Source organism: Eudoraea algarum (genome assembly GCF_050589645.1).
GTDB lineage: Bacteria > Bacteroidota > Bacteroidia > Flavobacteriales > Flavobacteriaceae > JBNGOQ01.
Map to the genome: position 1 here is coordinate 1,043,705 of NZ_JBNGOQ010000001.1, position 12,470 is coordinate 1,056,174.

Annotated in this window: 12 protein-coding genes; 4 read left to right on the forward strand and 8 right to left on the reverse strand. The window is 45.5% G+C overall.

The genetic code is table 11. From position 1 onward, the window contains the following. The first annotated feature begins 145 nt into the window (after positions 1-145). On the forward strand, positions 146-442 hold the full coding sequence (locus ACRD67_RS04825; protein ID WP_430965905.1) for an isoamylase early set domain-containing protein: 297 nt from the start codon (positions 146-148) through the stop codon (positions 440-442). 25 nt (positions 443-467) lie between these two features. Here the strand turns inward: ACRD67_RS04825 and ACRD67_RS04830 are convergent, their stop codons facing one another. The 8 genes from ACRD67_RS04830 to ACRD67_RS04865 all read right to left on the reverse strand — a co-directional run bounded on the left by ACRD67_RS04830 (position 468) and on the right by ACRD67_RS04865 (position 8,054). Further along, positions 468-749 carry a DUF427 domain-containing protein gene (locus tag ACRD67_RS04830; RefSeq protein WP_430965906.1) on the reverse strand — a complete coding sequence of 94 codons (282 nt, stop codon included), beginning with the start codon at positions 747-749 and terminating at the stop codon, positions 468-470. Positions 750-754: 5 nt separating this feature from the next. Continuing rightward, on the reverse strand, positions 755-1,726 hold the full coding sequence (egtD, locus tag ACRD67_RS04835; RefSeq protein ID WP_430965907.1) for an L-histidine N(alpha)-methyltransferase: 972 nt from the start codon (positions 1,724-1,726) through the stop codon (positions 755-757). A 16-nt stretch (positions 1,727-1,742) separates the two neighbouring features. Beyond that, the gene (gene egtB, locus ACRD67_RS04840) at positions 1,743-2,903 is read right to left on the reverse strand and encodes an ergothioneine biosynthesis protein EgtB (protein ID WP_430965908.1); all 1,161 of its coding nucleotides are present in this window, start codon (positions 2,901-2,903) and stop codon (positions 1,743-1,745) included. A gap of 190 nt (positions 2,904-3,093) precedes the next feature. Next, the gene (locus tag ACRD67_RS04845) at positions 3,094-3,918 is read right to left on the reverse strand and encodes a thymidylate synthase (protein ID WP_430965909.1); all 825 of its coding nucleotides are present in this window, start codon (positions 3,916-3,918) and stop codon (positions 3,094-3,096) included. A gap of 169 nt (positions 3,919-4,087) precedes the next feature. After that, positions 4,088-5,548: a NupC/NupG family nucleoside CNT transporter gene (locus ACRD67_RS04850; RefSeq protein ID WP_430965910.1), complete on the reverse strand. Its 1,461-nt coding sequence runs from the start codon at positions 5,546-5,548 to the stop codon at positions 4,088-4,090. A gap of 18 nt (positions 5,549-5,566) precedes the next feature. Then, positions 5,567-6,196, reverse strand: a complete 630-nt coding sequence (locus ACRD67_RS04855) for a bifunctional nuclease family protein (RefSeq protein WP_430965911.1) — start codon at positions 6,194-6,196, stop codon at positions 5,567-5,569. Between the two features lie 82 nt (positions 6,197-6,278). Further along, positions 6,279-7,247: an electron transfer flavoprotein subunit alpha/FixB family protein gene (locus ACRD67_RS04860; protein ID WP_430965912.1), complete on the reverse strand. Its 969-nt coding sequence runs from the start codon at positions 7,245-7,247 to the stop codon at positions 6,279-6,281. A 60-nt stretch (positions 7,248-7,307) separates the two neighbouring features. Further along, positions 7,308-8,054, reverse strand: a complete 747-nt coding sequence (locus tag ACRD67_RS04865; RefSeq protein WP_430965913.1) for an electron transfer flavoprotein subunit beta/FixA family protein — start codon at positions 8,052-8,054, stop codon at positions 7,308-7,310. A 181-nt stretch (positions 8,055-8,235) separates the two neighbouring features. Here ACRD67_RS04865 and ACRD67_RS04870 point away from each other — a divergent pair, with 181 nt between their 5' ends. The 3 genes from ACRD67_RS04870 (at position 8,236) to ACRD67_RS04880 (ending at position 12,466) form a co-directional block, all read left to right on the forward strand. After that, positions 8,236-9,213, forward strand: a complete 978-nt coding sequence (locus tag ACRD67_RS04870) for a pyruvate dehydrogenase complex E1 component subunit beta (protein WP_430965914.1) — start codon at positions 8,236-8,238, stop codon at positions 9,211-9,213. A 169-nt stretch (positions 9,214-9,382) separates the two neighbouring features. Further along, positions 9,383-11,878, forward strand: a complete 2,496-nt coding sequence (locus ACRD67_RS04875; protein WP_430965915.1) for a DUF5686 family protein — start codon at positions 9,383-9,385, stop codon at positions 11,876-11,878. Between the two features lie 60 nt (positions 11,879-11,938). Continuing rightward, positions 11,939-12,466 (forward strand): inorganic diphosphatase, encoded by a 528-nt coding sequence (locus ACRD67_RS04880; protein ID WP_430965916.1) that lies wholly within the window; start codon positions 11,939-11,941, stop codon positions 12,464-12,466. Positions 12,467-12,470: the final 4 nt, after the last annotated feature.

Genomic DNA, 12,470 nt, shown 5'->3' on the forward strand with positions numbered 1-12,470 from the left:
TGCCTCTTCAAAAATTACGCCGTGTTTTTTGTCAAAGTGAACATATTGTCAGCCTAATTTTATCAAATCGATAAATATGATTTTAATCATTGCGGGTGAGCGATTTAATACTTTGTTTTGCAGCGTAATTTAAAATCAGAACATTATGTCTATTGCTAAACAATATTTAAAGACTAAACCAGTATGTAAAGTGACCTTTACAGTACCTGCAGAAGATGCTAAAAAAGTGGCTGTAGTTGGAGATTTCAACGATTGGAACCCCAAGGGCAGCACGCTTAAAAAATTAAAGAACGGAACATTTAAAGGAACGTTCGACCTTCCCAAGGAAAGCTCTTATGAGTTTAGGTACTTGATTGACGGCAATTACGTCAACGAAGCTGAAGCCGATCGCTACCAGTGGAACGATTTCGCGGGCTCGGAAAACGCGGTTTTGGAAGTTTAATGGATCAAAGGGTTGCCATTGGGGACTATTCCTCAATGGTAACGCCCTTCCAGAAGGCCACCCGTCCCTTTATGGACCTGGCCAGTTCGCTCACTTCCGGATAGTACCAGGCTGCATCTGGGTTCTCTTCGCCATCCACAGATAGGGTATAGTACGATGCAAGGCCCTTCCATGGACATGTGGTGTGGGTGTTACTGGGTTTAAAATATTCCTTTTTGATGCTCTCTGCAGGGAAGTAATGATTGTTTTCTACCACTACCGTTTCATCACTTTCCGCAACTACTGTATTGTTCCAAATAGCTTTCATACCTCTTATTTTTTCTTGAAAATGTAATTCTTATATTGATTTTGGGGGTCGCCGAACTCTGTTTCTACTTGCAAGCCAGCCTTTTCCGCAAGCCAGCACACGGTCTCATTATCATATTTTTGGGAGATTTCTGTATGTATGGTCTCCCAGGGTTTAAAAGTTACCGTGAGCTGGAGTTTTTCAATGCGAACGGTCTGGGATTCCTTGGCTACCAGATAACTTTTGGCCGTCCCTGTTTCCGGGTCATAAACTTCCCAGTGTAGGAATTTGTCCAAATCAAAATTACCGTCCAGTTCCTTGTTGATGCGGGCCAACACATTTTTATTGAATGCTTCTGTGATACCGGCCGCATCGTTGTAGGCATCCAGAATGGTCTGTGGATGTTTTTTCTGGTCAAAACCTATGAAAAGTAAATCTCCGGCTTGCATCAATTCCTGAATGTGTTTTAAAAATTCTATAGCCTGGGGGTGCAAAAGATTCCCGATATTGGATCCCAAAAATAGAATGACCTTCTTGGTATGGTCCAAACGGTTAATGCTCTCCAGTGTTTCAAAATAGGTGCCCTGCTGTGTTTGAACTGGCACCTTTGGTAGTTCCTCACCCACCGATTTTTCCAGTTGGTCCAAGGCATTCTGACTGATATCTATGGGCAAATAGGTGAAATTGATACGCTGTTCTGAAAAATAGCGCAAAAGGATTTTTGTTTTTTTTCCGTCGCCTGCTCCCAATTCCACCAGGTTAAATTCCTCGGTGCCAGCGCTGAAAAGGCGTGCAATCTCCTCTTTGTATGTAGAAAGGATCTCAAACTCGCAATCCGTGAGATAGTACTCGGGCATATCCATAATATCCTGAAAGAGTTTGTCTCCCCGTTCATCGTAAAAGTACTTGGAGGATAGGTGTTTGGGGTACTCGGAGAGGCCCTGAAATACCTCTTCTTCAAATTGCGATTTGAAAATGGTGCTTGTTTTTTGCTGCATGCTGCTTAAGTCGAAATTATTTGGCCAACCTTAATCCGGTAAACTGCCATCTTAAATTGGGGTGGAAAAAATTGCGATAGGTGGGCCTGGTATGTTTTTGGGGCGTAGCTACGGAGCCGCCCCGAAGCACTTTTTGGTTAACCATGAACTTCCCATTGTACTCGCCCAGGGCACCTTCGGCCTTCTTATAGGAAGGGTAGGGCATGTACGCGCTTTCCGTCCATTCCCATCGCTTGCCCCAAGGAAAAAATTCTTGGGCAGCTTCCCACTCAAATTCCGTGGGCAGTCTGCATTGTTTCCATTGCGCATACGCAAAGGCCTCAAAATAGGAGATATGGGCCAGCGGCTGATCCGGCTCAATTTTACGCAGGCCCTTAAGGGAATAATGGTGCCATTCTCCCTCAATATTGTGCCAATATAAAGGAGCGGTTACCTGTTCTTGGTTTACCCAATCCCAGGCTTCAGCATGCCAGAGATCAAATTGTTGGTATCCCCCAGCTTGGATGAAGGCCATAAATTCCCCATTGGTCACCAATTTATTGGAGATTTCATAGGAAGGTAGGAAAACCTTGTGCCGACCCAGTTCATTGTCATAGCAAAAATCCGGGGAATTATGCCCAATTTCATACAGGCCCTCGTTCATGGAAATCCATTCCCTTCCATGATCTTCTGGCACATACTCCTCAAAGGTGTCGGAATAGGCGGGGAGTAGTGGATTGTTGCCCAAAATATACTTGATATCGGTAAGTAACAGTTCCTGATGTTGTTTTTCATGGTGTATGCCAATTTCCAAGAGGTCGAGCAGTTCCTGACTTTGGTTTTTTTCGAGTAGGGATACCATAGCCTTGGTAACATAGGTTCTATAGGCGTAGACCTGTTGCACCGATGGTCTGGAGAGATTGCCACGGTCCGATCGCACTACCCGCTTGCCAACAGTTTCATAGTAGCTGTTGAAGACAAAGGAGAAATCCTCATCAAAAAGGTGGTAGCCTTCGCCGTATGGCTTTAGTATAAATTCCTCAAAGAACCAAGTGGTATGGCCCAAATGCCATTTAGGCGGGGACACATCCACGATGGGCTGCACTACATAATCCTCAATTTCCAAGGGAGAGCAGATGGCCTCCGTATGCTTTCGGGTATCCCGAAAGAAGTCGAGCAGGTTTTCCGTAAGTATCATGAGATAAATTATACCTTAAAGATACTGAAATTATGGTTTTTGAGATCCCTACCCGGTTAAGAAGATGTTAATTGGGTTGTCTGCCTTGGGAAGTTGACCGGAAATTGTGAAAAAAGAGCATCCTAACTTCCACAGAGCGGAATATGAAGCTGACGAGGAAACCTGTTCCGGTTGTTTCGAATCATCAGATTTAAACAGCCACGGCTCCCTTGATGTGGGGGTGGGGATTATAATCTACCAGGGTAAAATCCTCAAATGTGAAATCGAAGATATCCGTTACCTCGGGATTTAAGATCATTTTAGGAAGTTCCCGGGGTTCCCGGCTCAATTGTAAGCTTACCTGGTCCATATGGTTGGTATAGATGTGGGCATCCCCAAAGGTATGGATGAACGCTCCCGGGGCGTAGCCACAGACCTGGGCCATCATAAGGGTGAATAGGGCATAGGAGGCAATGTTAAAAGGGACGCCTAGAAAAATATCGGCACTGCGCTGGTACAACTGGCAAGACAGTTTGCCATCGGCCACATAAAACTGGAAAAAAGCATGGCAGGGCGGTAGGGCGGCCTTGCCCTGGGCCACATTCTCGGCAAAGGAAACCGAGGTGTCTGGCAATACGCTTGGGTTCCAGGCAGAGACCAGCATACGTCTGCTGTTGGGGTTGTTCCGTAGGGTGTGCACAATTTCCCGGATTTGGTCTATATCCTCCCCGTTCCAATTGCGCCATTGATGTCCGTATACCGGACCCAGGTCGCCCTTTTCATCGGCCCATTCGTTCCAAATGCGGACCCCGTTTTCTTGCAAGTACCCTACATTGGTATCTCCCTTGAGAAACCAGAGCAACTCATGGATGATGGACTTTAGGTGCAGCTTTTTTGTGGTGATCATCGGAAAGCCCTCGCTAAGGTCAAAGCGCATTTGGTGCCCAAAGACGCTCAGAGTTCCCGTTCCCGTTCTATCCCCCTTTTGGTTTCCGTTTTGGAGCACATGTTTCAGTAAGTCGTGGTATTGTTTCATAGGTACTTTTCCAACTATTTTTTTAAGGTATCAACTAGGGTGTTGTGGGTTAGACCGACGGACCATGACGCCCATCGTCTGGCTAAAATAAAATATAGACCGCTATTCCCGAAGGTAAGCACCTAAATAGTTATGAAAATTTTATCAACCAAAAATGTAAAACTTGGGGTTATCCCAGGATCATTCCCGCTATGGTGGCAGAGAGCAACGAGGCTAGAGAGCCACCAAGCACGGCCCGCATCCCAAACTCCGAAAGGGTTTTTCGCTGTCCGGGCGCTAAGGAACCGATGCCTCCGATCTGAATACCGATAGAGGCAAAGTTAGCAAAACCGCAGAGCATATAGGTAGCCATGATGACGGACTTGTTATAGGTAAAATGCGTGGTGTTGGCCATATTTTTTAGTTCGGCCAGTTGTATATATCCTATAAATTCACTGGCTGCCAGTTTAATCCCTAACAATTGCCCCATAAGCATAATGTCTTCCTTGGCAACGCCTATAAGCCACATGAGCGGGGCAAAGACGGTACCGAGAATGGCTTCCAATGAAAACTTGTCGTAGGCAGTGTTTTTGGCGATTAATTCGTTCAGGGTGGTGAAATCACCGATCCATCCAAAAATGCCATTGAGCATGGCAATAAAGGCAACGAAGACCAGCAACATAGCACCTACGTTTACCGCTAATTTTAGGCCTTCCGTGGTGCCATTGGCAATGGCATCCAAAATGTTGGCCCCGATTTTTTCGGTGGAGACCTGTACTTCCGTATTGACCGATTCGGTTTGCGGGTAGAGCATTTTGGAAATTACAATGGCTCCGGGAGCCGCCATGACGGAAGCGGCCAAAAGGTGTTTGGCAAAATACAATCGGAGCTCCGGATCATCACCTCCTAAAAACCCTATATACGCGGCCAAAACAGCGCCGGCCACGGTGGCCATCCCACCGATCATTACCAGTAGGATCTCGGATTTGTTCATTTTTTCCAAATAAGCCTTGATGAGCAATGGAGCTTCGGTCTGACCTAGAAAGATATTCCCCGCAATACTAAGGCTTTCGGCCCCGGAAATACCCAGAGATCGGGTCAGCAGCCAGGCCAGGCCACGGACCACTTTTTGGATGATTCCCAAGTAGAATAAAACAGATGTCAAGGCCGAAAAGAAGATGATCGTAGGGAGTACCTGAAAGGCAAAAATGAACCCAAAAGTATCCATATCCACCACCAATCCTTCAAAAAGGAACTTACTGCCCGCTCGAGTGAAATCCAAGATTTTTACGAAGACCCTTCCTATACTCTCAAATGCGACCTTAATAAAGGGTACTTTCAGGACCCCAATGGCGATAAGCAATTGGATGCTTAGGCCAATACCCACGGTCTTCCAGTTGATGGCCCTTCTATTAGCGCTGAATAGAAAGGAAATAAGCACCAAGACACCCATGCCCAACATGCCCCGCCATAGACTGTTGATGGAAAAGCCCTCGTTGGGAATGATTTCCGGGATTTTCTGGGGTACTACCTCATTAATGGTGGTGGTTTCCGCGATGGTCTGCAAACTATCGGGAAGCGATGTCTCTTGGGCAAATGAGGGAAAAGAAATACAGCATACAAAGAGAAGAATCCAAAGTCCGTATTTCATAAAGTGGTTGTTGGTTAGTTACTTGCGTTTGGATATTTCATCCCTGAGTTTTACCGCTTTTTCGTAATCCTCGTTGGCCACGGCTTTTTCCAACTCCTGGTGCAGTTCCTCCAGGGTCAATTCCTTATAGGCATCTGAGGCCCCGGTCTCAATCTCCACGGTCTCACCCTCCTGTAAAATTTCATCGACCACAATACTGTCGTCCCCTTCTTCCTTGTCCTTGTCCTTGGAAGAAAATTTTAAAAAGATCCCCGCCTTGTCCAGAATGGTCTTATAGGTAAAAATAGGAGCCCCGAACCGAAGTGCCAAAGCAATGGCATCACTGGTCCTGGCATCGATAATCTCTTCAATTTTGTCGCGTTCGCAGATAATACTGGAATAGAAGACGCCATCTACCAGCTTGTGTATAATAACCTGTTTGACCACGATATCAAAACGATCCGCAAAATTCTTAAAAAGATCGTGTGTCAGCGGTCTTGGGGGTTTTATTTCCTTTTCTAGGGCGATGGCAATGGATTGCGCCTCAAATGCCCCTATGACAATGGGTAGCTTACGGTCTCCCTCAACTTCATTCAATATCAGGGCGTATGCACCATTTTGGGTCTGGCTATAGGATATCCCCTTTATTTTTAATCGAACTAAACTCATATCTATAAACTATAAAAGGCCGTTTAAATAAAAGGATTGCCCGTTATTTAAACAGCCCTTCAGGGGCACAAATTAACAAAAATTAAGCGTTTTGGGCTTTAAATTCCTTTAATTTTTCGGTTAGTTTGGGAACTACTTCAAAAGCATCCCCAACAACGCCATAGTCGGCCGCTTTAAAGAATGGAGCCTCTGGATCTGTATTGATGACCACTTTGACCTTAGAGGCACTTACCCCCGCCAAATGTTGTATGGCACCGGAAATACCGATAGCGATATACAGATTGCTGGCCACGGGTTTCCCCGTTTGCCCAACATGTTCTCCATGCGACCGCCAGCCTAAATCCGAAACCGGCTTGGAACAGGCCGTAGCGGCACCCAGTACCTCTGCCAATTCTTCCAACATACCCCAGTTTTCAGGGCCTTTTAATCCTCTTCCCCCCGAAACCACGATATCGGCATCGGCGATGGTAGCCTTGCCTACAACCTTATCTATTTCCACGGATTTTGTGGAAAAATCCGTTTCCGATAGGGTAGGGGCAAAATTTTCCACTGTCGCATCCAGCTTGTTCTCCCGAGCGCCAAAAGCATTGTTTGAAACCCCCAACACCTTTAATTCGGCATTGATCTGTGTATGCGCAAACCCCTTGTTGCTAAAGGCTGTTCTTTTTACTACGAAAGGAGCTGTACTTAAAGGTGCCCCTACTACATTGGGTACGTAACCCGCTTTTAATTGGGCCGTTAGAATGGAGGCTAGGAATTTGGTATCCGCACTGGAACTCAATATTACGGTGTTGGCCCCCTCTTGCTCAGCAGCTTGTGCTATGGCATTGGCAAATGCCTTTGCGTTGAAGGTTTTAAGGGAATCATCAGCGATGTTCAACACCTTGGAAACGCCATAAGCACCCAAACTTTCGCCCTCGCTGGCATTGAATGCGACCGCCGTAACCGCAGTGCCCAACTGTTGGGCGACCGCATGGGCATAGGAAGCTACTTCAAAAGCGTTCTTTTTAAATTTTCCGTTTTCCGATTCTGTATATACTAAGACTGACATATTGTATAGTTGATTTGCAACTTCCAAACTGCTTTTTGCGCTTGGAGTTTGTGTTTTTAATTAGATTACCTTGGCCTCGTTGTGCAAAAGACGGACCAATTCGTCCATATCGTCGGCATCGACCAGCTTAACGGCACCCTTGGGGGCGGGCTTTTCAAATTTAATATCTTCGGTAGTGTTGCTGGAGGCTATGGGCTCCACTACACTCAGTTTTTTCTGTCGCGCCATCATGATGCCCCTCATGTTGGGGATCCGTAGATCACTCTCTTCTACCAGCCCCTTCTGTCCTCCGATAACCAGGGGCAGGGTGGTGGCAATTTTTTCCTTTCCGCCATCAATTTCACGCATGGCAGTGGCATTATTGCCCTCTACTTCTAGACCGATACAGGTGTTTACGAAATTCATGTTGAGCAAGGTAGCCATGATGCCCGGCACCATGCCGCCATTGTAATCAATGGATTCCCTACCGGCGATAATAAGGTCGTAGTCGCCGTTCTTGGCCACATCGGTCAATTGTTCAGCCACAAAAAAACCGTCGGTAGGCTCTGCATTTACACGAATGGCCTCATCTGCCCCAATGGCCAGGGCCTTCCTGATGGTAGGCTCCGTGGTGGTACCGCCAACGGTGGCCACATGCACGGTAGCGCCTTGCTTTTCCTTAAACCACATGGCGCGGGTAAGCCCAAATTCATCGTTCGGGTTGATTACGAATTGCACCCCGTTGGTATCGAATTTGGTGTCGTTTTCCGCAAAGTTTATTTTGGACGTGGTATCCGGTACATTGCTTATGCAAACTAATATCTTCATTATTGCTGTTTTTAGTCTTTTTAAAACGCCGCTAAGATAACTATTAATTTTAAGATTTACTATGCATGCATAGTAAATTTTGCTATTTTTTTTATTCATGGCTGTCAATGAATTGACATATATTTTCCTATTTTTGCTTGCATTTTAAGCGATAGGGATTAATCATTAGGCCAAAAATATTATGAAAACTTTACAATTTAGGCAGGCCATAGCCGAGGCCATGTCCGAAGAGATGAGAAGGGACGAATCCATATATCTCATGGGCGAGGAAGTTGCCGAGTACAACGGGGCATACAAGGCGTCCAAAGGAATGTTGGACGAATTTGGACCAGACCGTGTCTTGGATACCCCTATTTCCGAATTGGGTTTTTCCGGAATAGCTATAGGTTCTGCCATGAACGGCAACAGGCCCATCGTGGAGTTTATGACCTTTAATTTTGCTTTGGTCGGTATCGATCAAATCATCAACAATGCCGCCAAGATCCGTCAGATGTCGGGCGGACAGTTTAATTGTCCGATAGTTTTTAGAGGGCCAACAGCATCTGCGGGCCAATTGGGCGCCACACATTCCCAGGCTTTTGAAAGCTGGTTCGCCAATTGTCCTGGTCTAAAAGTGGTGGTGCCATCCAATCCCAATGACGCCAAAGGCCTATTAAAATCGGCCATTCGAGATGACGACCCTGTAATTTTTATGGAGTCCGAGCAAATGTACGGAGACAAGGGGGAAGTTCCGGAAGGGGAATATACCATACCCTTGGGCGTAGCCGATATCAAAAGGGAAGGAAGCGATGTCACCATAGTTTCCTTCGGAAAAATCATAAAGGAAGCCTATTTGGCCGCCGATGAACTCCATAAAGAAGGTATTAGTTGCGAAATCATAGACCTGCGCACCGTTAAACCTCTGGATTACGAGGCCGTGGTGAATTCGGTGAAGAAAACAAATAGATTGGTAGTGCTGGAGGAGGCCTGGCCTTTTGGAAATGTTGCCACGGAGATTACCTACCATATACAGTCCAACGCCTTCGATTATTTGGACGCCCCGATCGTGAAAATAAATACAGCAGATACACCGGCACCTTATTCCCCTGTCCTATTGGCAGAATGGCTTCCCAATCATACAGATGTCATCAAAGCTGTTAAGAAAGTGTTATATAAATGATCAAAACCGTTTTGTCGGGTTATATTAGCTTCGCCAACTGAACAGTTGGCGAATTTTTTTCTAAAAGGGTACATTATTTGATAGGAACATTACGCTAGATCAATTAATCAAACATGTACGCATGGTCCCTGGAATCAGTGGAATGCATGCTGGTGAATTTATCCAATAGATGAAGAAACTGCTTTTTACCTTTTTTCTCCTCTCTACATTTTTTGCATTATCCCAAACCAAGGTTAGCGGTATCGTGGTGGACGAATCCGGTTCCCCGGTCGCATTTGCCAATGTGCTGTTCAAAAATTCCACCGAAGGTACCATTACCAATGACAACGGCCGGTTTTATTTGGAATCGGACACTACCTATTCGACCTTGGTCGTTTCCTTTATCGGGTACCAGGCCATAGAAATTTCCTTGCAGGCCAAGGTAAATTACAATATGGAAGTACCCCTGATAGAGGAGAGCGAGCAATTAGACGAGGTCGTGGTCTACGTGGGCCGGCAATCCAAAAAGAACAATCCTGCCATTGATATTTTACGCAAAATATGGGCGAAAAAAAGGATAAACGGCCTGCGCATGTTTGAGCAGTACAAATACGATAAGTACGAGAAGGTAGAGTTTGATTTAAACACCATAGACAGCGCGCTAATGAAAAGTAAGTTGTTCAAAGGCCTGGAATTCATGTTCCAGGATTTGGATACTTCCAGGATTACGGGCAAGACCTATTTGCCCATTTTTTTGAACGAAGTGGCTTCCAAGGTGTATGGCGACAATGCAATGGGAGAGGAAAAGGAAGACGTATTGGGCAATAAAAATTCCGGTTTCAGCAATAACCAGGCCATTACAGCATTTATCCAAGACTTGTACTCGGATTACGATATCTACGAAAACTACCTCAAGTTTTTTGACAAAAGCTTTACCAGCCCGCTGTCCAAAACAGGTATAGATACCTATAATTATGTGCTATCGGATAGTGCCTATATCGATAATAAATGGTGCTATAACATTATTTACTACCCCCGAAGAAAAAACGAACTCACCTTTAAAGGCGATTTTTGGGTGAACGATTCTACCTATGCCATAAAGAAGATCAATCTAGAGGTCACCAAAAGTGCCAATATCAATTGGGTAAAGGAGATTTATATAGAACAGGATTTTGATGTGGTGAACGACTCGGTTTTTCTCTTGAAAAGGGATTATATGCTAAGCGATTTCAGCCTGCGGAAAAAGGAAAAGTCCAGGGGCATCTACGGCAAGAGAACCACGGTCTATGACAACTATACCTTCAATGTTCCCAGGCCCCTGGAATTCTATAAAAATGAAGCCGATCCCTTTGACCCCAGGGTATTCAACAGGGATAGTTTGTTCTGGAAAAGCAGTAGACTGGAAACACTGAACAAGGATGAAAAGGGCATTTATAAGCTTTTGGACACCCTTAAGACCGTACCCAAATTCAAAACCTATTACAATATTGTGAGTATCCTGAATTCGGGCTATGTGGAAATTGATAAATGGAATCTGGATCTTGGGGATATCTACAGCGTGTTTGGATTCAATGATGCCGAGGGCATTCGCGTACGGGGCGGTGCTAGGACCTATTTCGGGCAAAACGACCCCTGGCGCTTGGAAGGGTATATGGCCTACGGCTTTGATGACCGAAAATTTAAGCACGGTTTTTCCGCCAAGTTTCTTTTGGACCGGAAAACCCGCTTGATTCTTTCTGGCGGGAATAGGAGGGATATAGAACAGTTAGGGTTGAGCCTAACCGCTACAAACGACGTTTTAGGTCGTAGTATAGCTTCTTCTTCCGTACTTACCGTAGGGGCCAATGACCGGCTTACCAACATCAATCTCAGCACCTTTAATGTAGAAGTGGAACCCCTTACCAATTTTAGGATACGTATTGGCAGTTCGTTCCGCACCCTGAGCTCGGCGCTGCCCGATGCCTTTAACCTGGATTATGTGGATCCCACATCCCCCACCGGCATTTCTTCGGAAGTGGAGCAGTTCGATATCAACACCATCTTGGTCTACACACCTGGGAAGCGAACCATTGGCTACGGTGTGGAGCGCATAAACATCAACGACAATTTTAGCACCCTCTTGTTAAACTATACCAAGGGTATAGAGGGTTTTCTGGGCAGTGATTTTGATTACGAAAGAGTACAGTTTTCCTATACGCAACCCTGGCAGATTGGAGGCTTTGGAAGACTACTGAGCACGGTTGAGGTAGGCAAGACCTTTGGTGAGGTCCCGCTAAGCCTTTTAAATGTAATCCCTGGCAATCAGACCCTATTCTCACTCTACAATACCTTCCCGAACCTCGATTTTTATGAATTCGTTACGGATACTTACGCTTCCGCGCACCTGGAACATAATTTCAACGGCAGGCTTTTCTCCCGAATTCCCTTCCTGCGAAAACTTAATCTCAGGGAAATCGTTGGTCTTAGGGGCGCTTGGGGCCAACTCTCGGATGAAAACATTGCTTTGAACAGTCCTACCAACATTCCTCTTATCGCTCCGGAAAACCAGATATACTGGGAGTATTCCTTTGGGGTGGGCAATATCTTTAAGATTTTGAGGATAGATTTTAACTTTCGGGGCAATTATTTGGACAATCCCAATGCCAGGCCTTTTAGCGTAACCGGTTCCTTCGGGTTTAGTTTTTGATGCCTTAGCTATGGCATCAGCCCAATTTCAAGTATCTTTGCCCACCTAATAAGACGAATTATGACGGCACAAGAAATCACCTCCTTTGATGTTTTGATTGAAATTCCCAAGGGCAGTAGAAATAAATACGAATACGATTTTGAACTGAAAAAGATACGGTACGATCGGATGATATTTTCTTCCATGATGTATCCGGCAGATTACGGTTTTGTTCCAGAGACCCTAGCCTTGGACGGCGACCCGCTGGATGTTTTGGTGCTGGTCACAGAGCCTACCTTTCCGGGCTGTGTTATGGAGGTTAAACCCATTGGGGTTTTCCATATGGCCGATGAAAAAGGCCCAGATGAAAAGGTGATCTGTGTACCCATTTCCGATCCTATATCCAATAGGGTGAGCGATCTAAACGAACTGAACCCGCACCTCATAAAGGAAATAGAGCACTTTTTTAAGGTCTACAAGGACCTTGAAAAGAAAAAAGTAGCCGTTGGTGGGTGGGGAAATGTGGCCGAAGCCAAAGAGATTGTGGCCAAATGCATCAATCGGTTTTCGAAAAGCGACGTTCCCAAGAAAGAAGTGAGCATCAAGTAAATGT